General features: G+C 62.2%; 22 protein-coding genes. 17 read left to right on the forward strand and 5 right to left on the reverse strand.

What is annotated here, in order from left to right:
* Window positions 1-390 precede the first annotated feature (390 nt).
* The 3 genes from EKM85_RS04360 to EKM85_RS04370 are packed head-to-tail and all read left to right on the forward strand — an operon-like array spanning window position 391 to window position 3039.
* Window positions 391-1395, forward strand: coding sequence for a glycosyltransferase family 2 protein (locus EKM85_RS04360; RefSeq protein ID WP_125585046.1), 1005 nt, complete (start codon window positions 391-393; stop codon window positions 1393-1395).
* An 8-nt stretch (window positions 1396-1403) separates the two neighbouring features.
* Window positions 1404-2216 carry an HAD family hydrolase gene (locus EKM85_RS04365; RefSeq protein WP_125585047.1) on the forward strand — a complete coding sequence of 271 codons (813 nt, stop codon included), beginning with the start codon at window positions 1404-1406 and terminating at the stop codon, window positions 2214-2216.
* 4 nt (window positions 2217-2220) lie between these two features.
* Window positions 2221-3039, forward strand: a complete 819-nt coding sequence (locus tag EKM85_RS04370) for an HAD-IIB family hydrolase (protein ID WP_125585048.1) — start codon at window positions 2221-2223, stop codon at window positions 3037-3039.
* Window positions 3040-3178: 139 nt separating this feature from the next.
* Here EKM85_RS04370 and EKM85_RS04375 read toward each other — a convergent pair whose 3' ends face one another.
* On the reverse strand, window positions 3179-3772 hold the full coding sequence (locus EKM85_RS04375) for a TetR/AcrR family transcriptional regulator (protein ID WP_125585049.1): 594 nt from the start codon (window positions 3770-3772) through the stop codon (window positions 3179-3181).
* Between the two features lie 158 nt (window positions 3773-3930).
* Between EKM85_RS04375 and EKM85_RS04380 the strand changes: the two genes are divergently transcribed.
* The 8 genes from EKM85_RS04380 to EKM85_RS04415 all read left to right on the forward strand — a co-directional run bounded on the left by EKM85_RS04380 (window position 3931) and on the right by EKM85_RS04415 (window position 15903).
* A complete protein-coding gene (locus EKM85_RS04380; protein WP_125585050.1) occupies window positions 3931-7260 on the forward strand; it encodes an MMPL family transporter in 3330 nt (1109 codons plus the stop codon).
* Window positions 7261-7324: 64 nt separating this feature from the next.
* Complete coding sequence (locus EKM85_RS04385; protein WP_125585051.1) at window positions 7325-7885, forward strand: LOG family protein; 561 nt, start codon at window positions 7325-7327, stop codon at window positions 7883-7885.
* A gap of 264 nt (window positions 7886-8149) precedes the next feature.
* Window positions 8150-9049 (forward strand): glycine--tRNA ligase subunit alpha, encoded by a 900-nt coding sequence (glyQ, locus tag EKM85_RS04390; RefSeq protein WP_125585052.1) that lies wholly within the window; start codon window positions 8150-8152, stop codon window positions 9047-9049.
* Window positions 9049-11115 (forward strand): glycine--tRNA ligase subunit beta, encoded by a 2067-nt coding sequence (gene glyS / locus EKM85_RS04395; RefSeq protein ID WP_125585053.1) that lies wholly within the window; start codon window positions 9049-9051, stop codon window positions 11113-11115. The genes glyQ and glyS overlap by 1 nt, the downstream gene beginning before the upstream one ends.
* 123 nt (window positions 11116-11238) lie before the next feature.
* Complete coding sequence (gene dnaG / locus EKM85_RS04400) at window positions 11239-13059, forward strand: DNA primase (RefSeq protein WP_125585054.1); 1821 nt, start codon at window positions 11239-11241, stop codon at window positions 13057-13059.
* An 18-nt stretch (window positions 13060-13077) separates the two neighbouring features.
* Window positions 13078-14334, forward strand: a complete 1257-nt coding sequence (gene rpoD / locus EKM85_RS04405) for an RNA polymerase sigma factor RpoD (protein WP_125585055.1) — start codon at window positions 13078-13080, stop codon at window positions 14332-14334.
* An 83-nt stretch (window positions 14335-14417) separates the two neighbouring features.
* Window positions 14418-15125, forward strand: a complete 708-nt coding sequence (locus EKM85_RS04410; protein WP_125585056.1) for a tRNA (adenine(22)-N(1))-methyltransferase — start codon at window positions 14418-14420, stop codon at window positions 15123-15125.
* Complete coding sequence (locus EKM85_RS04415; RefSeq protein ID WP_125585057.1) at window positions 15109-15903, forward strand: Nif3-like dinuclear metal center hexameric protein; 795 nt, start codon at window positions 15109-15111, stop codon at window positions 15901-15903. The genes EKM85_RS04410 and EKM85_RS04415 overlap by 17 nt, the downstream gene beginning before the upstream one ends.
* Before the next feature lie 149 nt (window positions 15904-16052).
* Here the strand turns inward: EKM85_RS04415 and EKM85_RS04420 are convergent, their stop codons facing one another.
* Window positions 16053-17456 (reverse strand): C69 family dipeptidase, encoded by a 1404-nt coding sequence (locus tag EKM85_RS04420; protein ID WP_125585058.1) that lies wholly within the window; start codon window positions 17454-17456, stop codon window positions 16053-16055.
* 207 nt (window positions 17457-17663) lie between these two features.
* Here EKM85_RS04420 and EKM85_RS04425 point away from each other — a divergent pair, with 207 nt between their 5' ends.
* The 6 genes from EKM85_RS04425 to EKM85_RS04450 all read left to right on the forward strand — a co-directional run bounded on the left by EKM85_RS04425 (window position 17664) and on the right by EKM85_RS04450 (window position 22407).
* Window positions 17664-18584, forward strand: coding sequence for a YitT family protein (locus tag EKM85_RS04425; RefSeq protein ID WP_125585059.1), 921 nt, complete (start codon window positions 17664-17666; stop codon window positions 18582-18584).
* Window positions 18585-18614: 30 nt separating this feature from the next.
* Window positions 18615-18800 carry a 2-hydroxymuconate tautomerase gene (locus EKM85_RS04430; protein ID WP_125585060.1) on the forward strand — a complete coding sequence of 62 codons (186 nt, stop codon included), beginning with the start codon at window positions 18615-18617 and terminating at the stop codon, window positions 18798-18800.
* Between the two features lie 63 nt (window positions 18801-18863).
* Window positions 18864-19160 carry a metal-sulfur cluster assembly factor gene (locus tag EKM85_RS04435; RefSeq protein ID WP_125585080.1) on the forward strand — a complete coding sequence of 99 codons (297 nt, stop codon included), beginning with the start codon at window positions 18864-18866 and terminating at the stop codon, window positions 19158-19160.
* A gap of 207 nt (window positions 19161-19367) precedes the next feature.
* Window positions 19368-20108, forward strand: a complete 741-nt coding sequence (locus EKM85_RS04440; RefSeq protein WP_164510660.1) for a response regulator — start codon at window positions 19368-19370, stop codon at window positions 20106-20108.
* A 14-nt stretch (window positions 20109-20122) separates the two neighbouring features.
* Window positions 20123-21085, forward strand: a complete 963-nt coding sequence (locus EKM85_RS04445) for a hypothetical protein (RefSeq protein ID WP_125585061.1) — start codon at window positions 20123-20125, stop codon at window positions 21083-21085.
* Window positions 21082-22407 carry an RsmB/NOP family class I SAM-dependent RNA methyltransferase gene (locus tag EKM85_RS04450; protein WP_125585062.1) on the forward strand — a complete coding sequence of 442 codons (1326 nt, stop codon included), beginning with the start codon at window positions 21082-21084 and terminating at the stop codon, window positions 22405-22407. The genes EKM85_RS04445 and EKM85_RS04450 overlap by 4 nt, the downstream gene beginning before the upstream one ends.
* A 136-nt stretch (window positions 22408-22543) precedes the next feature.
* Here EKM85_RS04450 and fni read toward each other — a convergent pair whose 3' ends face one another.
* The 3 genes from fni to mvk are packed head-to-tail and all read right to left on the reverse strand — an operon-like array spanning window position 22544 to window position 25478.
* Complete coding sequence (fni, locus tag EKM85_RS04455; RefSeq protein WP_125585063.1) at window positions 22544-23575, reverse strand: type 2 isopentenyl-diphosphate Delta-isomerase; 1032 nt, start codon at window positions 23573-23575, stop codon at window positions 22544-22546.
* A complete protein-coding gene (mvaD, locus tag EKM85_RS04460; protein ID WP_125585064.1) occupies window positions 23575-24534 on the reverse strand; it encodes a diphosphomevalonate decarboxylase in 960 nt (319 codons plus the stop codon). The genes fni and mvaD overlap by 1 nt, the downstream gene beginning before the upstream one ends.
* Window positions 24531-25478 (reverse strand): mevalonate kinase, encoded by a 948-nt coding sequence (gene mvk / locus EKM85_RS04465; protein WP_125585065.1) that lies wholly within the window; start codon window positions 25476-25478, stop codon window positions 24531-24533. Before mvk ends, mvaD begins: the two co-directional genes overlap by 4 nt.
* Window positions 25479-25549: the final 71 nt, after the last annotated feature.

Consider the following 25549-nt stretch of genomic DNA (forward strand, 5'->3'; position numbering starts at 1 on the left):
GAGGTCGCGGGCTTAGGGGGACAGCCAGCCGCTCCGCATGTCATCCTGTACGCCATAAATGGCTACAGGATGATCATAGCCCCGGGCATTGTCGGCGTACTTTGCCGACGAGGCCCGGGGCGTAGCTGGCCACTCCCGCGTTGTCTTTAGCAAGGCGCGCAGAGTTCGCGCACTGATGGGCCTGGCCAGCCGCCCCGCAAGCCGCCCAGTCCACCACCACGCTCTAACAATCACAATTCCCTGGCCTTGTCGGTTTTTCCGGCAAGGCCTTTTGCATCGCCAGCCATGTTCCCACTGGCGACTGGGCCCGGTCAATTCAGGGTGCGGGTCTGGCCAAACTATATTATGATGGGATAAGTGATTATCTGAGTTGGAAAGTGGGTACGGGTTTTGAAGACACTGAGTATCATCGTTCCTTGCTATAATGCGGCTGCTTACATGAAGCGCGCGGTCACGTCACTGCTTGCCGGGGGGCCGGCGGTTGAAGTCATCTTGGTCGATGACGGCTCAACCGATGCGACCGCTGCTGTGGCGGACGAGTTTGCGCGCAGCTACCCCGCGCAAGTGGTGGTTGTGCACCAGGCGAACGCCGGCCACGGCGGCGCGATCAACGCCGGGCTAAAAGTCGCCAGCGGCCGTTACCTCAAGGTGGTCGACGCCGACGATTGGCTGGACGAAGGGGCGCTCCATCAGGTGCTGGCGACCCTCTCGCAGCTGCCGGCGCCAGTCGACTTGTTCATCAGCAACTACATTTACGACAAGGTCGGCGCCAAGCACCAAAAAGTGACGCGGTACCGCCACGGCCTGCCGCAGAACCGCGTCTTTGGGTGGGACGAGGTGCGACTGCCAGTTGGCACGTACCTGCTGATGCATGCCCTGATCTACCGCACCCAAGTGCTCCGCGATTTGCCGCTGCAGCTGCCGACCCACACCTTTTACGTCGATAACCTCTTCGCGCTGGAGCCGCTGCCGCACACCAAGCGGCTCTACTACCTGGACGTGGATCTTTACCATTACTACATTGGGCGGCCCGACCAGTCGGTGCACGAGTCGGTGATGATCAAGCGCATCGATGAGCAGCTGGCCGTGAATCGGCGCATGATCAAGGTCGTGGCCGAGCGCCAGGGCCTGGAGCCGCATCTCTACCGCTACATGGCGCGGTACACGGAAATCGTTACGGGGATCTCGTCCATTTTGCTGCTGCGGGCCGGCACCCCGGCGGCGCTGGCCAAAAAGGCGAACCTATGGCGCTACATGCGCATGACCGCACCGCACTTTTACCGTCTGGCGCGCACCAGCGTCGTGGGGTGCGCCGTTAACTTGCCGGGCTGGCTGGGCCGGCGCACCAGCGTTGACTTTTACAAGGTGCTCCAGCGCATTTACCACTTTAACTGAGGCCGCGGATGGAAACTCGGCGGATTCAACTCATTGCCAGTGACCTGGACCACACCCTGCTGGACGCAAAAGGCCGGGTGCCACGGGCCACAATGTCGCGGCTGGCGGCGTTGGCGGCGCTGGGCATCCCCTTTGTGCCGATCAGCGGCCGCGATTTGCCCACCATGCAGGCGCTGTTTCCCAACCAGGCGTGGCTAGTGGCGGCTAACGGCGCTGTGATCGCCCACGCCGGACGGCCCGCCCAGGCCCGATTGCTCGCCGCAAATCAGGTGCAGGCGCTGCTGGCCGCGGCCAGTGCGGCAGCGGCGGTGCCAGTCCTGTGCCGACTGTGGCAGGTGGAGGTCCTCGATGGGGACGCAGCGCGGGTCGCCGAGTTGCGGCAGTTTTTCCGCGTGGTGCGGGTGGTGCCGCGCTTCACCCAGCTGACCGATGTGACCAAGGTGACGCTGCTGGTGCCACCGGTGCGCCGGCGGCTGGTGCAGGCCACCCTTGAGGCCAAGATGGGCGCCGCGGTGCAGATCACGGCCGGGGAGGCCAACGCCCTTGGCATCACGGCGGCGGCGGTCGACAAAGCGGCGGCGCTGACCACGCTTTGCCATGAGCTTGCGGTGCCGCTGAGCGCCGTGCTGGCGTTTGGCGATGCCCAAAATGATGCCGGGATGCTGCGGCTGGCCGGGGTCGGCATGCGGATGCAAGACGGGGACCCCGCGCTTGCTGCGCAAACCGCGCTGATCGCCCCGCCCAATGCCGAAGACGGCGTGGGGCAGGTGCTAGGCTGCCTGCTTGAAGGCCACGGCCGCCTTGCAATCAAAGGAGGATAGAAGTATGAAACCAATTAAGCTGATCGCAACTGACTTGGACCGAACGCTGCTTTTGGATGACAGCACGATTCCGGATGGTACCTTTGCGCGCATTCGGGCGCTGCACGAAGCGGGGATCGAATTCGTCGCCGCCAGCGGCCGCGGCGTTTACACACTCGAGGACTTGTTTGCCCCAGTCAAAGACCAGATGAGCTTCCTGGCGGAAAACGGCGGCGTCCTGAAACGGGCCGGTCAGGTGGTCGGCGCGACCTATTTGACGCCCGCCCAGGTGGCAGACATCGTGGGCTTTGTCCGGACCCAGCCGAATGCCATTGCGATCGGCAACGGATTGGCCGCGACCTACCTCGATCAAAGCGAGCGTCAGTACCAGCCGGCCCTCAGCAGCTTCATCACCCGGTTTAAAATCGCCGCTGACCTGGCCCATCCAGCGGCGCCGCTGGCCAAGCTGTCGCTTTACTTCCCCCACGAAGGGGCGTACGCGGCCCTGGCGCCGGTTTACCAGCCGCGCTTTGGCAAGGAGCTGGCACTGACGGTGGGCGGGCCGGCGTTCATCGACATCATGCCAAAAACCACTAACAAGGGCAACGGCCTCAAGCAGCTGGGTGAAGTGTTGGGCATCGCGCCGGCGGAGATGATGGCGTTCGGCGATACCAACAACGACATCGAAATGATGAAGACCGTCGGCTATCCCGTCCTGGTTGCTAATGCCACCGCCAACATGTGGCAGTACGGCAAGTATCAGACCGCCAGCAATCAGGAGCGCGGCGTGCTTAAGGCCATTGACCGCGTGCTGGCCGGCGGCTTACCGGACCTCATTGGCTAAAACAGGCCATCAAGTTCGTTTACAACTCAAAAAAGCGCTGCCGCCGCCCGCTTCTCAGCAAAGCGGGCGGTGGCAGCGCTTTTTGGCCCAGGCGGTGCGGACAGCCCCGCGGGCGGCGGGTGAGACAAAGCGGTCTCAGTTACGACAAGGCTTTGGTCGTCGAGGGCGCCAGCAGCTCCTGCGCGTAGCTTTCCGCGGTTTGCAGGTCGACGTGGTGGCCCGCCAGGAAGATCCACTCCAGGATCGAGAGCACGGTCATACTGTAGTGCTGGGCAACGAGCTCAACCGGCGTCTTCAGCCGCCGCGGCCTCGCACTGGCGGCCAGCAGGCTGGAAAACACTCTGGTGAAGTAGTTGGTGAAGTTGAAGACCAGCTGCGAATCAAGCGGGTTGTGGGCCACGACTTTGACCAGCAGCTCGCGGTGCGCGTCGAACAGGTTGTAGATCTGGGCGAAGGCCTCGAGGAAGCTGTCACTGCTTTTGGCCTGGGACAGGGAATCAAGGTGGACTTCCTTGCGCATCCGGAACCAGCAGTAGGTGAGAAGGTCGTACTTATCGTCAAAATAGTTGTAAAAGGTCGCGCGCGGGTAGTCGGCGACCTGGCAAACCTCATTGACACTGATCTTCTCAAAAGGCTTTTCACCCAGCAGGGTCAGCATTGTTTCTGAAAACGCTAACAGTGTGCGCTTTGCACCGCGCGTGATTTTCTGATCCGGATCATACTTCATTTTCATATTCTCCTCCAGCTTATTTCTTAGACACTTTTCACAAGATGTCCAAATCAGGACAATCGCCCATCCATTGTCCCTTGCCGCTTCTATGCCTGTACTTTATCATGGCAATGAACGTTTGACAAGTGTCTAAAAGTAGTCAAGTGAGTGAGGGGATTCACATGAAGAAATTTATGCAGCAGCATGGGATGGCGGCGGTCACGTGGTTCATTGTGGTCGTGCTGGCGATCGTGTTCATGCCAGATGTTAACGCACTGGTGCGGGACAATGGGGCCGTTAAGCTCCCCAGCGACGTGCAAAGCCAAGTGGCCACGCGCATTCAAAAAAAGGCGAACGGCAAGCCCGTGCGGACCTACACCGCGGTTTTTGCCAACGGTGATCACCGGCTCACCCACGCGCAAACGCGCCTGATTGACCGCCGGCTGCACCAGGTGAAGAGCGAACAAGGGCTGCACATCACGGCCATCATGCGGCCCAACGATAACGCCCAAACGCGCAAGCAGCTGATCGCCAAGGACAAGTCGACTCAGCTGGCGCAGATCACGGTGCGCGAAGGGGCGCTAGTCAAGACGCAGGTGCAGAAGCTGCGCAGTCAGCTGGCCGTTAAAGGCGTGAAGACGTACGTGACCGGTGCGGACGCGCTGAACGACGACTTTACCAACGTGACGGAAAAGGGCATCCAAAAGACCGAAGTGATCGCGATCGTCTTCATTTTCATCGTGCTGATTATCGTCTTTCGCTCACCAATCGTGCCGATCCTGTCGCTGCTTAACGTCGGCGTCGCGTTCATCACCAGCCTCAGCATCGTGATGAACCTCGCCGCGCATTTGAACTTCCCGATCTCCAACTTCACGCAGGTCTTCATGGTCATCGTGCTGTTTGGGATCGGCACCGACTACAATATTTTGCTGTACGACTATTTCAAGAGCGAACTGGCGAAGGGGAAAACTGCGCTTGAGGCGACGCGCGAGACCCGCCGGCACGGCGGCCGCACCGTTTTGTACTCTGGCGTCTCCGTCCTGATTGGCTTCTCCGTCCTCTGGCTGGCGAAGTTTTCCTTCTATCAAAGTGCTTCGGCGGTGGCAATCGGGGTCTTGATCCTGCTGCCGGTGCTGCTGTCCTTGAACATGTTCTTCATGGCCACGCTGGGCGAGAAGATGTTTTGGCCAAGCAAGCTCAATGGCGGCGAGAGCGCCAGCAAGCTTTGGTACGGACTTTCTCGCGCTTCGATGAGCAAGCCCGCACTGTGGCTGGCGGGGTTGGTCGTGCTGGCGGTGCCGTTCACGCTCGCGATGATGCAGGTGTCGGAGAGCTTCAACAACGCCGAAGAAGTGCCGAGCACCTATCAGTCCAAGCAAGGCTACCTCGTGATCGAAGATCATTTCTCCAAGGGGATGACCGCGCCTGCGACGGTTTATATCCAGAGCAAAACACCCCTCGACACCCCGGCCAAGCTGGCCGCGATCGACCACCTGACGCAGTATCTGCAAAAAGAGCCCGGCGTCAAGACGGTCGCGTCTGTGACCGAACCTGGCGGCAACAAGCTGGATCAGATGTACTTGCGGTCGCAGCTGACGACCATCACGGACGGACTCAAGGCCTCTGAAAAGGGGCTGACGACGATCAAGGCGGGCCTGAGCGGTGCCAACCGGCAGCTCAAGGCCCAGGATATCGCGGGCGGTGTCGGCCAGGTCACCAAGTTGGCTAACGGTACCGATCAGCTCCAGCGCAGCATGAGCCAGATGCAGTCTGGTCTGACCGCCTACACCGCTGGGGTGGCGCAGGCCAACCGCGGCGCGCAGCAGTTGAGCGGCGCAACCGGCCAGCTGCAAGCCGGGGCCCAGACGCTGGACCTTGGCGCCGGCCGCCTTGCTAGCGGTGCCGGTCAGGCCGTCAGCGGTGCGCAGCAGTTGGCGCAAGGCACGGCGGCCGTTAGCAAGAACACGGCCAAGCTGAGTGCGGCGGCTGGCCAGCTGCAAGCCGGCACCGGGGCGCTTAACGAGGGCATCACCGGTTTGCAAGCGAGCCAGGCTAAAATGGCACCGACGCTCGGCCAGCTCCAAAAGCAGCTGACCGCCTACCAGGCGGAAGCCAAAGCGTTGATCGCGTATCTGAATCAGCAGCCAGGCATGGGCAAAGCCATGGGTGCCCAGGCCAGCCAGGCCGTTCAGGGGCTGACCGCCGGGCTGAGCCAGATCACGCAGGGTGCGGCGGCGCTGAACAGTGGCATGACCGCCGCGGGCAGCAACGTGCCTAAGCTTAACGCTGGCGCGGCGGCGCTGGCTAACGGCGCCAACCGCCTAAGCGCGGGCACAGGCCAAGTCGATCAAGGCACGCAGAAATTGGCGGCCAGCCTGGCTGCTTTAGCTGGGGGCACCAAGCAGGCCACCAGTGGGATCGATGCCCTGGCCACTGGCGCGGGCCAAACGGCTCAAGGCGCGGCCACGCTGGCCGCAGGGACAAGTCAGCTGGCCGCTAAGAGTGGCGCGCTGACCAGTGGCGCCGGGCAGCTGGCCAGCGGCAGCAAGCAGGTCAACGCGGGGGTCCAGCAGCTGAGCGCCAAGCTCACCCAAATGAGCAGTCAACTCACTAAGCTTGAGTCCGGCCTCGGCTCCGCTTCCGCCGGCCTAACCGCGCTGAAGTCGGGATCAGCCTCGATGGATGATTACCTCACGCAGATGAAGGGCTCATACATGGGGAATCAGTTCTATCTTCCTCAGACCGCCATCAAGGCCAAGGCATTCAGGCCCGCCTTGAACGCGTACATGGCCGACCACCGCAAGATCACGACGATGACCGTTGTCTTTAAAGGCGACCCGAACTCGGATCTGGCGGATAAGCAGTTCGGCGAGTTAAACCGCGACCTGAAAGCCGAGGTCAAGCACGGTTCGCTGGCCTCAGCGAAGGTGGCGATCGGCGGGCAAACGGCCCAGAACCACGACCTGCGCAGCCTCGCCAACGGTGATTTCCTGCGCACGGCCTCGATCATGGTGATTGGGATCTTCATCGCCTTGATCGTGGTCACGGAATCAGTGCTGCAGCCGCTGACGATCATGGGCACCCTGGTGACGGCCTACGTCACCTCGATGGGCATTACCCGGCTGCTGTCCAAACTGGTGCTTGGCCGGCCGCTGCTGAGCTGGAACACTCCGTTTTTCACCTTCATCATGCTGATGGCACTTGGGGTGGACTACAGCATCTTCTTGATGATCCGCTTCCGCGACGGCCGCGCCGAGCCTGACGTGAAACTGCGGATGCTCAAGGCGGCCACCACCATTGGCACGGTCGTCCTGTCTGCGGCAGTCATTCTCGGCGGCACGTTTGCCGCCCTGATGCCAAGCGGCGTCACGACCCTGATCCAAGTCGCACTGGGCGTGATCATTGGGCTTGTGCTGCTGGTGATCCTGCTGCCAATCGCGATGTCTGCTTTGGTCAGCTTGACCGAGTGGCATCAGGCCCGCGAACACCGCGCGCCAGATCAAGCCAAATAAATGCCAGACCCGCAGCCGTTATTGGTTGCGGGTTTTGTGGTATTCTTGCGGCAGAGGTGAGACCATGAAGAAAATTGCGGTGTACTGCGGCGCTTATTCCGGCCAGCCGGGGTATGACCAGGCGGCCCGGCAAGTGGGCGAGTGGCTCGTCGCCCACGGCTACGCGCTGGTTTATGGCGGCGGCGGGGTCGGGCTGATGAAGACGCTGGGCCAAACGGTGCTGGCCGCCGGCGGTACGGTGTACGGGGTCATGCCGGCGAACCTCTACGAGCGGGGGGCGGCGCTGCCTGCGCTGCCGCACCTAGAAATCGTTGCCGACATGGCGGCGCGCAAGAAGCGCATGCTAGAACTCGCGGATGTTTGCCTGGCCTTGCCTGGCGGTGCCGGCACGCTGGAGGAGATCAGCGAGGCCTTCTCGTGGGCGCGCGTTGGCGACAATGCCAGCCCGTGTGCGTTTTACAACGTCGCGCATTACTACGACCTGCTGGCGGCGTTTTACGATCACATGGTGGCGGCAGGCTTTTTGACCGCGGCGGACCGGCAAAAGCTGCTGTTCACGGCCGACTTGGCCGCCCTTGCCCCCTTCATTGCCAGCTACCGGCCGCCGCAACTGCGCAAGTATTAATGGCGCGAGCGCTTGACCGGGTTTTCAGCCGTGCTATACTTAATTTAATTAAATCGGTGATGAGAAAAAGCGTTGCGGGCCTTGTGCCGTTTAGCGAGTAAGGGGTAGTGGGAGCCTTGCCGGTCGCCTTGCAGCGGGCGTTTTCGAGCCATGTTTAAGTAAGGGCAAGTCTCTGACTTGAAGTAGGGTGGAACCGCGCGGAAGCGTCCCTATGCTGATTTTGGCATAGGGGCGCTTTTTTTCATGACCAGAAAAGAGGAAATCATGACAGAGAAGATGAGTGTCCAGAAGATGATCCAAACGCTGCAAAACTTCTGGGCGGACAAGGGCTGCATGCTGATGCAAGCCTATGATACGGAGAAAGGGGCGGGGACGATGAGTCCTTACACCTTCCTGCGGGCGATCGGGCCAGAGCCGTGGGCGGCGGCCTACGTGGAGCCCTCCCGTCGGCCGGCTGACGGCCGCTACGGGGAAAACCCGAACCGGCTGTATCAACACCACCAGTTCCAGGTCGTGATGAAGCCGTCGCCAGCGAACATCCAGGAGTACTACCTGGATTCTCTGCGAGCGCTTGACCTCGATCCGCTAGAGCACGACATCCGCTTCGTTGAAGACAACTGGGAGAATCCTTCTATGGGCTGCGCCGGGGTTGGTTGGGAAGTCTGGCTGGACGGTATGGAAGTCAGCCAGTTCACCTACTTCCAGGTGGTCGGCGGGTTGGCCGTTTCACCGGTCACTAGCGAAATCACTTATGGGGTCGAACGGCTGGCGTCTTACATCCAGAATGTGAACTCCGTGTTCGACCTGGAATGGGGCGACGGGGTGCTGTACGGCGATATTTTCAAGGAGCCCGAATACGAGCATTCCAAGTACTCCTTTGAAGAATCCGACCAGGACATGCTGCTGAAGTTCTTTGATGCGTACGAGAAGGAAGCATGGCGGCTGATGGACCTGGGCTTGGTTCACCCGGCCTACGACTACATCTTGAAGTGCAGCCACACCTTTAACTTGCTTGATGCGCGCGGCGTCGTGTCGGTGACTGAGCGTGCCGGCTACCTGAGCCGGATCCGCAAGATGGCGCACAAGGTCGCAAAGGCGTTTGTTGAAGAGCGCAAGAAGCTGGGCTTCCCGCTGCTCAAGCACCAAATGGAGGAGGCAGACTAATGGCCACATACTTATTAGAAATTGGGCTCGAGGACATGCCCGCGCACGTGGTGACGCCAAGCGTCAACCAGTTCGCGCAAAAGGCGAGCCAGTTTCTCAAGGACAATCACCTGGATTTTGATCAGATCAAGACTTACTCGACCCCGCGGCGGCTGACGATCGAAGTGCAGGGGCTGGCCGCCAAGCAGGCCGACACTGAAGAGGACGTCAAGGGCCCGGCCAAGAAAATCGCCCAAGACGCGGCAGGCAACTGGAGCAAGGCCGCGATCGGGTTCACCCGCGGCCAAGGCATGACCGTCGATGACATTCAGTTCCGTGAGCTGAAAGGAGTCGAATACGTCTACCTGCACAAGCAGACCGCGGGCAAGCCCGCCGCTGCGATCCTGCCCGGCCTGATCGACGTGGTCAAGGGGTTGACGTTCCCGACCCGCATGAAGTGGGGCAGTTACGACTTCGAGTACATTCGGCCGATCCACTGGCTGGTGTCCCTGCTTGACGACCAGATCATCCCGATGCAGCTGCTGGACGTGCAGGCCGGTCGCCGCACCCAGGGGCACCGCTTCCTGGGCCACGCCGTTGACCTCAAGCAAGCCAGCGATTACGTCGAAGCACTGCGCAGCGAGAAGGTGTTGGTCGACGCGCACGAACGTAAGGAGCTGATCCGCACCCAGATCGCGCAGATCGCCGCCGATCAGGGGTGGCATATCGACCTGGATGCTGACCTGCTAGAAGAGGTCAACAATTTGGTCGAGTGGCCGACCGCTTTTGCCGGCCGCTTCGATGAGAAGTACCTCGCGATCCCCGAGGCGGTGTTGATCACGTCGATGAAGGACAACCAGCGCTACTTTTACGCCCGTGACCAGGCGGGCAAACTGGTCAACGCCTTTATCGGGGTCAGAAACGGGAACGCCGAGCACCTTGAGAACGTGATCGCCGGGAACGTGAAGGTCCTGACGGCGCGGCTGGAGGACGCGGCCTTCTTCTACGCGGAAGACCAGAAGAAGACGATCGCCCAATTCGTTGAGCGCCTGAAGACCGTCAGCTTCCACGATAAGATCGGCTCGATGGCCGAAAAAATGGCGCGGGTCGGCACGATCGCCGGCCTGCTCGCCGATGCGGTCGGGCTGGACGACAAGGCCAAAGCCAAGCTGCTGCGGGCCGCTGCCATCTACAAGTTCGACCTCGTCTCCGCGATGGTCGGCGAGTTTGCCGAGCTGCAAGGGGTGATGGGCGAAGTTTACGCCAACCTGGCCGGGGAAGACCCAGCGGTCGCCCAGGCGATCCGCGAGCACTACGAACCGATTTCTGCAGACGGCGCGCTGCCTGAGTCGACGATCGGGACGCTGCTCGCCATTGCGGATAAACTGGACTCGGTCATGAGCTTCTTTGCGGTCGACTTGATCCCAACGGGCTCGAATGACCCCTACGCCCTGCGGCGGGGGGCCTACGGGATCGTCCGCATGGTCGCCGCGCATCACTGGGGCTTTAACGTGATGGCGCTGCAGCAGCAGATCGTCGCCGCGCTGGGGCAACAGGGCCAGCTTGCCGGCCTGGACTGGGAGAAGCATCAAGGCGCGGTTGCCGACTTTTTCCGGGACCGGGTCGCGCAGCTGCTGGGCACCGGCAAGATCCGCCACGACATCCTGGACGCGGTGCAGAACGCGCCAACCGTCGACGTGGAAGCCATGATCGACGCGGCCAAGATCCTCACCGCGCACCAAGACGATGCCGACTTCAAGCTGACCATGGAGGCCCTCGGGCGCGTCGTCCGCATCGCGGACAAGGATCCTCAGCACGTCGCCGTCGACGCTGCCCTGTTTGAAAATAGCACTGAAAAGGCACTCCACGACGCGGTGGCCGCGGTGAAAACGCGCTTTAATTCCCAGCCCAGCGAGGCGAACTATCAGGCCTTGCGGGGCCTGACGCCGGTGATCACCGATTACTTCACGGAAACCATGATCATGGCCGATGACCAGGCGGTGCGGACGAATCGCATGGCCGAGCTGACCGGGCTGGCCGCCCTGATCCACCAGTTTGGCGACGTGACGGCGGTCATCGTCAAGTAGCTTGCAATTCGGCAAGCGCGTCGGTATAATATAGCTTGTATTAGTCTGTAGAAAACGGCAAAAACGAAGTCGCATTTCACCTTGAAGTGCGACTTTTTACCGCTATTAAAGGGAGGTTTGCGAATGGCTCGGATCCCGACAGAAGTGATCGATCAAGTGCGCTCGACGGTCAACATTGCTGATTACATTGGCCAGTATGTGGCCCTTCGCAAACAAGGTCAGAACCTGTTCGGATTGTGCCCGTTCCAGACGGAAAAGACGCCGTCGTTTTCGGTTTCCGAAAGCAAGCAGATCTTTCAGTGCTTTTCCTGCGGCCGCGGCGGCAACGTCTTCAAGTTCGTGCAGGAGTATGATCATGTGACCTTTCCAGAGGCCGTCGCCAAGGTCGCCGAATTTGCCCACATTCCGCTAGGCGTTGACGTGACGCCGACGCGGCGCCAGGAAGACCCGGCCGTCGTGCGGCAAAAGCAGCTGCTCAAGGAAACTGCCGCGATGATGCACCACCTGCTGGTCAACACCAAGGGCGGGGAGGCGGCCCTGAGCTACCTCACCGGCCGCAACCTGAGCCAAGCGACGATCGATCACTTTGACGTTGGCTATGTCCCGGCGGATCGCAGCTTGGTCAAGAAGTTTCTCGACAGTCGGGGGGCCACCTACGACGAGGAGCGGGCCAGCGGGCTGTTCGTTGAGGACGACCAGGGCCACTTGTTTGATCGGTTCAACGATCGGGTCATGTTCCCGCTCAAAGATGCCTATGGTGACATTATCGGCTTTTCGGGCCGGGTGCTGACCAAGGAGGCGAGCCAGGCCAAGTACTTGAACAGTCCAGAAACGGCGCTGTTCAACAAGCGGGATGTGCTGTTCAACCTTGATCAGGCCAAGGGCACCTTTAAAGAAAATGGCGCCTTGTTGTTTGAGGGCTTTATGGATGTCATCTCGGCGTTCCAAGCCGGGGTGCTAAACGGGATCGCGTCGATGGGCACGAGCCTGACTCAAGACCAGGTCGGGATCATTAGCAGACAGACCAAGCGGCTGACGATTTGCTACGACGGGGATGCCCCCGGCCAGCATGCGGCAGACCGGGCGCTGGCGCTGGTGCGCGACCATCCGCAGCTCCAGGTGGGCGTGGTGGTACTGCCAGCCGGCCAGGACCCGGATGAGTTCATCCAGGCCCACGGGGCAGAGGCGTTTGGCAAGCAGCTGCAGCACACGCTGACGCCGATCGGCTTTCGGCTCAACTACCTCGCGCAAGGGCGGGACATGAGTGCTGATCAGGAAAAACTGGCCTACGTGAATGAAGCACTTAAAGAGATCGCGCAGGAACCCGAACCGGTTGCCCAGAGCCTGTACCTTAACCAGGTCAGCGAGCTGACCGGGGTGCCGGCCGAGACCCTGCGCCAGCAGCTCCCGGTGGTTAGTGCCCCGCGGCCAATCGCGCCGGCCGACTGGGGGGCGGCCCCGCCGCCGCCAGAAGAGGAAGGCGCCGGCCCAATGCCAGCACCGCCCGCGCCGCATTTTGATCGGTTCGAGAAGGCCGAGCGGCAGCTGCTTCAGCTGACCTGGCACGAGCCGGGGGTCGCCAGGCGCCTGCATCAGGCGGACTTTCACTTTCCTGATCAGCAGTACCAGGCGCTGTTTGCGGCCTGGCTGGCCTACGCGAAGGACGCTGCGGCGCCGACCGTCGCCGGCTTTCTCGACACGGTGGGCGAGCAGCAAAGCGCCTTGGTTTCGGCGATTGATTTTGACGCCTGGCCGGCGCTTGACGATGACGGCGTGAGCGACCTGATCCAGGCCGTCAGCCTGCTCGGCATCAGGCAGCAGCGGGATTTCGCCAAGCAGCACATGAACCAGGCGCAGCAGCTGGGCGATCAGGCGGCCGCGGACAAATATTTTGAAGACTATCTTCGGTTGCAGCGGCAGTTTAAAGCCGCGACTGGACAATAAGCTATAGGAGGCACTTTAATGGCTGATAAAGAGACTGAGAACAAACAGACCAAGAAGACGACTGAGGCAAAGCCAGCCGCCAAGCGTACGGCCAAGAAGGCGCCTGCTTCCAGCACCAAGAAGGCTCCGACCAAGAAGGCTCCGGCCAAGAAGGCGGCCACCAAGACTTCAGCAACTGCCGCTTCGGCCAAGAAGTACGAGACCGCGGTCAAGAAGCTGATCAAGGACTTCAAGAAAGAAAAGGCAATCACCAACGAGGAGCTGGTCAAGCAAATCGTCAAACCGTTTGCGCTGAAGAGCGAAGCGGTCGATGACCTGATGCAGCAGCTGGAAGACAACGGCATTTCCATCGTTGATGAGAACGGTGATCCCGCCGAAGCCAGCCTGAAGAAGGAAAAGCCGGTTTCCAAGAAGGCCCTCAGTGATATGTCGGCGCCCACCGGCGTCAAGATCAACGACCCGGTCCGGATGTACCTGAAGGAGATCGGCCGCGTGCCGCTGCTCACCGCAGACCAGGAAGTGGATCTGGCCTTGAAGATCGAGCAAGGCGATCAGGAAGCCAAGCAGCGGCTGGCCGAAGCAAACCTGCGGCTGGTCGTGTCGATCGCCAAGCGGTACGTTGGGCGCGGCATGCAGTTCCTGGACCTGATTCAGGAAGGGAACATGGGGCTCATGAAGGCCGTCGAGAAGTTCGACTACCGCAAGGGCTTTAAGTTCTCCACGTACGCCACCTGGTGGATCCGCCAGGCTATCACCCGCGCGATCGCCGATCAGGCGCGCACTATCCGGATCCCGGTCCACATGGTCGAAACCATCAACAAGCTGATCCGCATCCAGCGCCAGCTGCTTCAAGACCTCGGGCGCGAACCAACGCCTGAAGAGATCGGGGCGGAAATGGACATGCCGACGGAGAAGGTTCGCGAGATCCTGAAGATCGCGCAAGAACCCGTTTCCTTGGAGACGCCAATCGGGGAAGAGGACGATTCGCACCTTGGCGACTTCATCGAAGACGACAACGCGACCTCGCCGGAAGATCACGCGAGCTACGAGCTGCTGAAAGAGCAGCTGGAGAGCGTGCTCGACACGCTGACCGACCGGGAAGAGAACGTCCTGCGCCTGCGCTTTGGGCTGGACGACGGCCGCACGCGCACCCTTGAAGAGGTGGGTAAGGTCTTCGGGGTCACCCGTGAGCGGATCCGCCAAATCGAGGCCAAGGCGCTGCGGAAGTTGCGGCACCCGAGTCGCTCCAAACAGCTCAAGGACTTTTTGGAATAATCTGATCAACGTCAGCTGCGGCTGGCGTTTTTTGGTCGCCAGATTCGTGTATACTGAACCTAAACCACAAAGGAGTGCAATTCATGTCAACCATTCATCTCTCCACCCGGCTCCAGCACCTTGCTGACCTTAACGCGGACGGCCGGCGCATTGCCGATATCGGCACCGACCACGCCTATTTACCCATTTACCTGGCCCAAACCGGCCAGATCGAGTACGCGGTGGCCAGCGACATTGGAGAAGGCCCAGTCGGCATTGCCAAGGCCAACGTCGCTGCGGCCGGCTTGACCGCGACCATTGACGTGCGCCAGGCGGACGGGCTGGCGGGGCTCACCGCCGCCGATGCGCTGGACACGATTTACATCGCGGGGATGGGCGGCCAGCTGATCCAAGCCATCCTGACTGCCGGCATGGCCCGTCTGGATGGTACGGAGACGCTGATCCTCGGGCCTAACCGCGACGCCGAGGACCTGCGCCGGTTCCTCGCCGCCAGGGAGTTCGGAATTTTGGATGAGGACCTGGTCGAAGACGCTGGTCACGTCTACCCGCTCATGAGTGTGGCGCAGACCCGCCCGCAGGTGCCCTACACCGAAGCCGACTTGATCTTAGGCCCGGTGCTGCGGCGCAAGCGCAGTCCGCTGTTTCTTGCGCAGCTGGCGCTGGCGGTGGAGAAAACCGAAGCGGTCCTGCAGGGGCTGGCGAACGCGCATGATCTGCCAGAAGAAAAGATCGCCGCTGAACAGGCGCGCCTCACGATTCTAAAGGAGGAGTTACATGCTGACCGGAAATGAGATCATCACCCAGTTTGAACAGTTTGCCCCGCAAAGCCTGGCCGTGCCAGGGGACCCGGTGGGCATTCAGCTCGGGGACGGCAACCAAACCGTGCACACGGTCCTGGTGACGCTGGATGTGCGGCCCGAGGTGGTCGATGAGGCGATCGCGCTGAACGCCGACATGATCTTTGCCCACCATCCGGCGGTGTTCCACGCGCCGAAGAATCTGAACTACGCCGATCCGCAAAACGCGATGTACGGGCAGCTGGCGGCGCACCACATCCTGGTTTATGCGGCGCACACGAACTTGGATCGCGCCACCGGCGGCATGAACGACTGGCTTGCCGCGGCCATGCACCTGAGCGCCGTCAAGCCGTTTATCGCGGGCGGCGACGAGGCGAACATGGGCCGCATTGGCACACTGGCTGAGCAGACCACGATCGCCCAGTTTGCGCAGGCCCTAAAGGAAACCTTCAACCTCAGCGGGCTGCGGGTCGTCGCCGATGACCTCTTCCAGCCGGTGCAAACAGTGGCCGTGGTGGGCGGCGACGGCGGGCAGTTTTACCTGGACGCAAAAGCGGCCGGGGCCGATGTCTTTGTCACCGGGGATGTTTACTATCACACGGGCCACGACATGCTCGCGCACCACATGCCGGTGATCGATCCGGGCCATCACATCGAGGCCATCATGAAGGAACAGGTGCGGGCGCTGCTGATCGGCTGGGCCGAAGCCAACAACTGGCCGCTGCACGTGGTGGCCTCGACGTTGAGCACTGATCCGTTCACGTTTATCTAACAGGCTGGGCCATACGGCGGTTTTAACCCAAAACGCAAGCACCCCGGCATCACGATTCGGAATTTGAATCGCGGTGCCGGGGTGTTTGCGTGGTTAGGCGGTGCCGAACGGAACGCGACTGGGACGTTTGGGCGCAATCGCGTTTCTGCTTATAGCTGCTCATCAGTGTCAAAGTTCAGCGGGCTCATCGCCGTTGACTCCTGAAGCAGCTGGGCGGTGAAGGCGGTCCAGGCGGTTTTCGCGATCTCCGCATTCTTCAAGCTGGCACTGGTCGCAAGCGCGCTCAGATCAGCGTTTTGCGAAGCGCGGCGCCCGGTCGCTTCGATGTTGGCCAGCAGCTTGGCGTGCGTCGCCGCTTGGCACTGCTGCAGGGCGTGCTGGAAGTGCCAGAAGTGCGCATCGATCAGCACGCCGGCCAGCTTGTACTGCCAGTATGCGGAGTCCAGGCTGGGCGGCAGGGCGCCGATTTGATAATCGGCCGGCGTCTCGGTCGTGCCCGCAAAGAAGGGGACAAACTGGCTCTCCGCGGCCACGCCCATGGCCTGCCAGTGAATGCCGGCCAGCTCGCGCGGCAGGCCAGGCCGCAACTGAAGCACGTGGCTTTCCTGGGTGCGCGCCAGGCTGATCGGCCGAAACCGGTGCGGCGCTTGCGCCGCGGGATCGCCCGGATCGTAGGGCGTCTCTTCGAAGTGGCTGCTTAACACGTGAAACGCGTCCTCCACCTGCAGCGGGCGGTCCGGCCTTAACGCAAACGGCAGCGTCATCGCGGTCGGTTCATTGTGCTGGCTGGGCGATAGCCGCCGCTGGCCGTCCCAGACCCGCGGGGTGTTATAGGTGCGGTCAAACGGGGTCGCCGTGCCGAAGAGATCACGGAAGATGAACGGGGTCCCTGGCCGCCACAGGTGACACGCGGCCGCAAATTCAAAAATGCCGGGACTGGTCAAAAAGTGCGGGTCATTTGGCCGGACCTCCTGAATGCTCAGCTGGTTGGCCACCACCGCGTAGCAGTCGTCAGGCAGCCGCTGGGCGACCCAGTGGTGGCCGGTCGCGATCTCCATGTACCAGGCCTCATCGTGATCGGCAAACAAGATGCCGTTGGCCTCGCCGGCGCCGCTGGCTTGGACCAGCTGCCCCAACCGCTGGACGCCTTCTTTGGCCGAGCGAATGTAGGGGAGCACCACCGTCACCATTGCCTCTTCGAGGATCCCCGCCGTGGGGTACGGGTCGTAAGCCAGCACTCGGGCGTTGGCATAGGCGCTTTCCGTCGCGCTCATCGCCACGCCCTGCTGATTGATGCCCGCTTCTTCAAACAGGCCGAACTGATCGGTCCACTCCGGGGTGGCGGTGTACCGCTGGGCATCCGCCGGCAGCGGGCAGGTGAACGCGTTGGCCTTGGAGGTGAAGGTGGCTTTGGTGCGGCGTGTTTGCGCCGGCCGGCTGACCAATAATTTCGGCCAGGCCGCCTTTGCATCTTCATTGCGGCCGATCATGACGCTGCCATCGGCACTGGCCGCTTTGCCGATCAAAATACTGGTACAAGAGGTCCGAGTCATTAGGAAGATCCTTTCTCTGTTCACAATTGGCGAACAGCTGGCTATGAGCCGTGAGTTTTCATTTATTATACCCGAAATTGGCCTGGGAGGCTGTATTTTCCGGGCGTCACCGTGTATTCTAGTACCATTGGTGGCAGCGGGGAGTGCCTCGACAGAGGCCGCCCAGCACAGCTGTTCACAATCTATGAACAAGTAGGCAGAAAAACGATGGCAAAGCTCACGAAGTTTGATTCGCATGAAACGTTGACGAAACTAGGGGTGGCACTCGTCAGTGGGTTGTTGACGGCAATCGCGCTGAATTTCTTCTTGACGCCGGCGCAGGTGTTCCAGGGTGGGGCAACGGGGCTGGCCCAGCTGATCTCCATTTTTCTGCACCGGCTGAAGCTGACCAGCGGGGATCTGACCGGGTGGTTCAACCTGCTGATCAACTTGCCGATCGTCTACCTCGGGTGGCGCAAACTGGGGCGCAGCTTTACGCTGTTTAGCTTGCTGAACATCGTGATCATTTCTGGCTTCACCATCCTGCTACCGGTCAGCGCGCTGTCGACGAACCCGCTGATGAACGCGATCTTCGGCGGGGTGCTGACCGGCGCTGCAGTGGGGATCGCACTGCGCTACGGCTTTTCCACCGGCGGGTTTGACATCGTGTCGATGTACCTGGCGAAAACCACGCGGCGATCAGTCGGTTGGCTCATGTTCGGCATTAACCTCGTGATCGTGCTGATCGCCGGGTTCGGCCTGGAATGGGAAAGCGCCCTGTACACGATCATTTCGATCTACTGCATGACCCGCGTTGTCGACATGATCCACACCTCCAACCAGAAGATCACCGCCCTGATCGTCACGGAGCACCCGGACGCGGTCGTGGCTGCGGTGTCGGCTCGGCTGATCCGCGGCATCACGGTGATCCCCAGCCGCGGGGGCTTTTTGCACCGGCCGAACACAACGCTGATGATCGTCATCACGCGCTATGAGCTTTACGACCTGACGCAGGCGACGCTGGGCGCGGACCGGCTGGCCTTTATTGATATTCTCAACACCGTCGACGTGGTGGGTGAATTCCTCACGTCTGACCAGCAGGAGGCCAAGCGCAAGACGCCTGTTCAAGCCTCGCAATCTCAGGTATAATGCGAAGAAGAAGCATAAAGGAGCGATAACATGCCATTAGTTCACATTGATCTCATCGAAGGCCGCACCCCGGCGCAGCTAGCCCAGATGTGCAAGGACGTCACCGCCGCGATCGTGAAAAACACAGGCGCGCCGGCCGAGCACGTGCACATCGTGTTAAACGAAATGAGCCCGGCCCATTACGCAGTCGGCGGCACGCTGAAAGCAAACGAGTAGGAGGCGAGCGCATTGGCAGACGAGAAGCCGCAAACGCCCGCAGAAGACGCCTACTTCGCCAAGATGAAGCAGGCCATTGTGAAGGCCCTGGAAACGGTGATCGACCCGGAACTCGGGATCGATATCATTAACTTGGGCTTGATTTACGGGGTCGACTTGGATGAAACCGGCCACTGCGACGTTGAAATGACCCTGACCACGATGGGTTGTCCGCTGACGGACATGCTTGACGACGGGATCCACCAGGCGCTGCTGGCCATCGATGGCATCACTTCCGTCGACATTCACCTTGTTTGGTACCCGCAGTGGGGCCCGGAGCGAATGAGTCGGGAGGCGCGCATGGCCTTGGGCATTCACTAAATCTGCTTGGCGAATGTGACCTGTGCCCGCGGCTCGTTTTCTGAAGCAGCGGTCCGTCCCGCGAACGTTCCGGCAGTAGGGTTTGAAGAACAAATCACGGTGAAATCAGTCCCTGCTTCGCGATTGTATGCCTGAATCGCGAGGCGGGGACGCCTGCGTTTTAGGGTGCGCCAGCCGGTTCGTGCTGTTTTCTTATTGGAGGCCTGTTTGGATTATTGGAATAACATCACGGCGCTGGCGGCCCAGATGCCGACCCGGCCCGTCACGGCGCAACTGACCGCGCTGACGGCTTGGCGGCAAGCCGTCGCCGCCAGCCGGTTGCCTAACCTGCCCCTGCCGCGGCTTGGCCTGACTGGCGAGGCAATGGCCGAGGCGGAATACGCCTTTGGGGTGCCTGCAAAGGCGGTGCGCGACTTAGATCACCTACTGCGTAATTACCGGCAGTACATTGCTTACCACTACGGCATGTGGGCGTTCGTGCAAACTGCGCTGTTCACGTCCTGGACTGAGCTGTTCGGCCGCCAGCGCTACTTGGAAGTGGCGGCGGGCAACGGCTACGTCAGCGCAGGGCTGCAGGCGGCCGGCAACCCAGTCATCACCACTGACAGTCTCACGTGGCGGCCGCAAAACGAGACGGGCCGCCATCCGTTGGTGCCGGTGAGGCAAGCGGGGGCCAGCGCTGCGCTGTGGCAATACGGTGAGGCCGTTGACGCGGTGGTCATGGCCTGGTCGCCAGACCACGAGTGGAGCGACGCCGCGTTCTTGCAGCTGCTCCGGCGCCGCTTCAGTAATCTGCCCCTGTTTGTGATCGGGGAGCGGGCGGGGGCCACGGATAGCCGCTTGTTCTGGCAGCTGGCCCAGTTCGTCCCGGACCGGCGGCTGCTGACCTTGAACCGGCAGTTTCCGCGGTTTGATGCGATCAATGACCGGATCTACCTGATTAAATAGAAAGGGTGGCGCAAGTGAAGCGATTGATTGTTCTGGGCGCGGCCTGGTTCCTAATGATCTTGGCCGCCGGCTTCGTCTGGTCCGCTCACGACCAGACCGAGTACGCCGAACTCCTTGACCATTTCAACTTGACGGAGGATGCGGTGCGGATCAAGTCCGATGCCCGAATGACCCTGCCAGAGGCGGCGGCCAAGCTGGCGAAAAGCGATCTGACCGACTTTCAGGTTCAGTTTCGGGCCAGTGATTCGCGGGTTTACTTGTTTGCCAAGGGGGACTACGGCAGCCTGCCGCTGGCGTCCGGGCAGTGGTTCTCCGACGCGGACTTGGCCTCATCGCTGCCGGTCATGGTGGTCGGGCAGGACCATGCCAAGGCGTTGACGGTCGGGAGCCACCAGCAGTACGCCAAGCAGGCCGGTGAATACATCCCCGTGCTCGGGATCATTTCCTCGCCGCGCAGTCGCCGCCTCAATGCCGTGCGCTTTTTCAACGCCAGCGGCAGCGAGGCGAACCACCTGCGCGTCAGTCAAATGACGATCTACGCGGACGGCCAGCAGACTCCCGCGCAGAAGCGCCAACTCGCCCGGCTGCTGGGCGGCCGCGCGGCGGGGTACCAGTACCGCCAGCGCAGTGCGGCGGGTGACTTCTGGGCGACGATGGGGCTGACCTTGACCCTGTGCGCAGGGCTTGCGGCCTTGGCGGCGCTGTTGGCCTGGCTGACCGGCTGGTTCATGCAGCACGCCTTGCCGGCTGAACTGCCGCTGGAATCGCGGCACCGGACGCTCCGCGGGCTGTGGCTGCGGGTGAGCGGGTATGCCGCAATTGACACCGGCTTAGGGCTGCTTGCCGTCAACTGGTGGTTTTACCTGAGCAACCACCTGCGGGCCGTGCTGTTTGCGGTTGGCCTGTGGGGCTTGGCAATTGCCGTGCTTTACGTTTTCTTGATGCGCAGCGCAAGTGGAAAGGATGATCCAGCATGACCCTGCCAGCAGGCTTTATCACGAAGTATGAAACGCTCCTCAAAGCGGATGCGGCGGCCTTCCTGGCGACGTTTGACGCTTCCGCCGCGGCCGGCTTTCGGACCAATCCCTTGCACGAAGCAACGGCCGCGGCCCCGGCGATCCCTTGGAGTCAGTGGGGCCATTACGGGAAAGTGGCGGGGGCATCGCTGGCGCACGTGGCCGGCGACGTGTACAGTCAGGAGCCCAGCGCGCAGTTTGTGGGCACCGTCGCTGCGCCAAAGCCTGGGGAGCGGGTGCTGGACCTGTGCGCGGCCCCTGGCGGCAAGTCCACCCATTTGGGCAGTTACATGCAGCAGCAGGGCCTTTTGGTCGCCAATGAGATCAACCCCGGCCGGGCGCGGGTGCTGTCCAGCAACCTCGAACGCTTTGGGCTGACGAACGCACTGGTGACGAATACCGACCCGGCGCACCTGGCCGCCCTTTTGCCGGAATTTTTCGACCGGATCTTGGTCGACGCGCCGTGCTCCGGCGAAGGCATGTTTCGCAAGGACCCGGACGCGATGAGCTACTGGACCCCGAGCTATTCAGCAAGCTGCGCCGAGCGCCAGCGCGAGATCCTGACCGAAGCGGTCAAAATGCTGCGGCCAGGGGGCGTTCTGGTCTATTCTACCTGCACCTTCGCGCCTGAAGAAGACGAGCAGATCGTGGCCTGGGCGACGCAGCACCTGGCGCTTTCGGTGCTGCCCATTGAGAAAGTCGCCGGCATCGCCGATGGCCGCCCGGACTGGGCGAACGGCGACTTGGCCTTGGCTGGCACCGCCCGGCTGTGGCCGCACCAGGTGGCCGGCGAGGGCCATTTTGTGTCCAAGTTGCAAAAGGCGGGGAGCGCCGCTGCGGCGCGGCCCCGGGCAGTGGCCCCGGTGCGGCTGAACCGCGAGCAGCAGCGCGACTTTGCCGCCTTTGAGCAGGCGAGCCTGGCCGCGCCGCTGAACCTGCCGCTCACGCTGAACCGCGACGTCCTGGCCACCCTGCCGACTGATACCCCGGCGCTGCCAGGCATCCACATCCTGCGCACGGGGCTGACGCTGGGCACCTTTAAGCGCGGCCGCTTTGAGCCCGCCCACGCGCTGGCCACGGCCCTTGCCCCAGCGGCGTTCAAGACCGTGGTGGCCGTCAGCGAAGACGAGTTTGCCCGCTACCGCCACGGGGAGACGCTCAGCCGGCCGGCTTTGACCAGCAAGCAAACCGTGCTGTTGACCTACCAAGGCCGCGGTTTTGCCCTGGGCAAGGCGGTCAGCGGCACCATCAAGAACGCCTATCCCAAAGGCCTGCGCATCTAAGCAGCGCTTGCCGGGGTGCGTACAAACCAAAAACGTCCCTGCCTCACGATCTTAAGTCGCGAAGCAGGGACGTTTGCTTTGGCGGAGCGGTGGGTGATGAGACGCGCCGCGGCGATGATCCGAATGACTGTTGCGGTTAAGGCAGCGCCAACCCCCGCTGCTGGGCGTAACTGGCCAGCGCCGGGGCCACGACGACGGGTACGTTCTGCAAGGCCTTGACGTCCCTAGCGCCGAGCATGGCCATCAGCGCTGGCAGCATGGCCTGCCACTGCTTGATGTGCGCTTCCGCAGCCGCCGGGCCCTCTTGGATCAGCCAGTGCAAGGCGAGCCCGCTGATGCCGACAGCGCTGGCGCCCAGGCGCAGGGCCTTGAGCACGTCCCAGGGGCTGCGCACGCCGCCGGTCGCCAGGATGGTGAGTCCACTGGCGCCGGCCTCAAGCAGGGATTCAACCGTGCTTTGCCCAAAGTCGGCCAGCATCGCGAACTGATCGCCCTGACGGCGCACGCCTTCGATGCGGGCGAAGTTTGTCCCGCCCCGGCCGCCCACGTCAACGTAGCGGACGCCGGCGGTTTTGAGCTTCGCCAGCGCCTCACGGGTCATCCCGAACCCGACTTCTTTGACGATCACCGGCACGGCGACGCCCTCGACTAACGCCTTGATCTGCGTCAACCAGTGAAAATCGCGGTCGCCCTCGGGCATGACGATCTCCTGCACCGCGTTTAGATGGATCTCAAGCGCGTCGGCCCCGATCATCGCAATCGCCGCCTGCGCCTGGGCCACGGTCTTGTCCGCCCCGATGTTGGCGAGAAGAAAGCCGGTGGGATTGGTTTCGCGGACAATGCTGAAGGTGGGCGCAAGCGCCGGTTCTTTCAGCGCGACAGCCTGCGACCCCGTCGCCATGGCCAGCCCGGTGTGCGCCGCGATTGCCGCCAGCTGCTGGTTGTAGACGCCCGTCTGCTTGGAGCCGCCGGTCATGGCGTTGATGAAAAACGGCCACTGCCAGTTGAACAGCCCAGGGGCCACCAAGACGTCCGCCACGGCGGTTTCTGGCAGCGGGTCGTGCAACAGCCGCACCTGCTCAAAGCCCGCGGCTGCCTGGTCCTGGAAGAACTTTTCCGCTAAGAAGACGTGCTCGTCCTTGCGGTGGGACTGAATGGATTGGCTCATTACTTTGCCTCCAGTACTTGGGCTGCCGGACCCGGCGCCGCCACAAGCAGGCGACCGCCAAACGCGCTTAGGGCCTTTTGGATGGTCGGGACGGCAGGCGCCAGGGTCAGGATCTTCACGTTGGGGCCCGCGTCCATGGTGGCGTATGCGGGTACGCCTTGCTGGCGCAGCGCCTGCACGGTGTGCCATACCGCCATGGTATCCGGCTGAAAATAGGTGAAGGCGGGGCTGCCCGCCAGGATCGCCGCGTGCATGCGGGCGCTGCTTTGCTCGGTGAGCTCCCCGATGCGGGTGAAGTCGGCTGCCGCCAGGGCGGCGACCATGGCGGCAGCGGCTTGCTCGTTGCTCTTCACAAAAGCGGGGTAGTAAGGGCTGGTCGCCACCGTGTTGGCCATCAGCTGCCGCGAAGAGACTGGCTTTTGGCCGGCGTCGACCATGACCACGATCATGCGCAGGGGCAGGGTGGTTTTGGGCAGCGGTTCGGCAAAGGACGTTAGGTCGTCTTCGCCGCGGTGCCAAATGGCCAGACCGCCGTAGATCGAACGGGCCGCCGAGCCGCTGCCGCGCCGAGCTAAGCGCGACAGGGCCGCTGGCGCAAGGCGCAACCCGGCATCCCGGCTGGCGGCCAGGGCCAGTGCGGCAAACGCCGACGCGGAACTGGCGAGCCCGGCGGCCGTCGGGACGTGATTGACCGAGGCGACCTGAGCAAACTCGCGGCGGCCGGACTGCGCGCGCACCAGGTCGAGAAACGCGGTGACCTTGGGCGCCGCCTGCGCGGTTCCGTTCAGCGTGAACTGGTCTGAGCCAAGCTCCGGGTTAAAGCTGACGGTGGTGTCCGTGTAGAAGTCATCCAGCGTCAAGGACACGCTGCTGGTGTACGGCAGGATCAACTTGGCGTCCCGCTTGCCCCAGTATTTGATCAGCGCAATGTTGGTGTGTGCGCGTGCGGTGGTGGTCATTGAAGTGCCTCACTTTCAGAAAAATCGTACTGCCAAGTGGCCACCGCGCCGGCCTTTTTCAAGGCGGCCTCAATGGCGGCGGCACCGGCGTGATCGACCGCCAGCGCAATCAGGCAGCCGCCTTGGCCGCTGCCGGTCAGCTTAGCGCCCAGTGCGCCGGCGTGCATGGCGGCGGCCACCAGCGCGTCGAGTTTATTGTCGCTGACGCCCAGCGCCGCCAGCGCAGCTTGGGCGGCGGTCAGCTGGGTGCCCAGGCTTTTGAGGTCATCCTGGGCCAAGGCCACGGCGGCCTGGCGCGCGGCGTGGCCGATGCCGGCAATCAGGGGCTGGTAGCGGGCGTGGTCCTGGCGCAGCAGGTCGGCGACGTGGCCGACCGCGGCGCCGGTTTGCCCCATCTCACCGGAGTCGGCGATTACCAAGAAGCCGTGGCGGGGAAAATGGATCGGCCGGGGCGCCTGGCCGCGCACGAACCACTGCGGCCGGTCCGCCGAGGTGGTGGCGGCATCAAGGCCGCTGGGATTGCCGTGAATCGCTTTTTCTGAAACTGCCGCCCAGTTCAGCAAGGTGGCGCGGTCAAGCCGCGCGTCAAAGGCGGCGTAAAAGGCGCGCACGATCGCCACGGCGCACGCGGCGGATGACCCCATGCCGCGCTCGGCCGGCAGCGCACTGGTCAGGGTCAAGGTGAACCCCTGGCTGCGGGCGTCAAAGAAAGTCAACAGCTGGCGGATCAACTTGGTGATGCCGCTAAACGGCGGCTGGGCGGCGGCAAGCGCACCGGTGTAGAAGCTGGACCGGACCGTTTGGGCAAGGCCCTGGCGCGGCGTGAGCGTCGCGGTCAGCCGGATCGATTTGATTGGCAGGGCGATGGCCGGCTGCCGGTACACGACGGCGTGCTCCCCGATAAGAATGATTTTGGCACAGCTTGTCCCAATGGCTTGATGCATAGAATCGCTCCTTTTGTTCCTATAAATGATACCCCATCGGCGGTGTGGGGACTAGCCGCTTATGCTAAACT

The organism is Lacticaseibacillus jixianensis, assembly GCF_003946485.1.
Taxonomy (GTDB): Bacteria; Bacillota; Bacilli; order Lactobacillales; family Lactobacillaceae; genus Lacticaseibacillus; species Lacticaseibacillus jixianensis.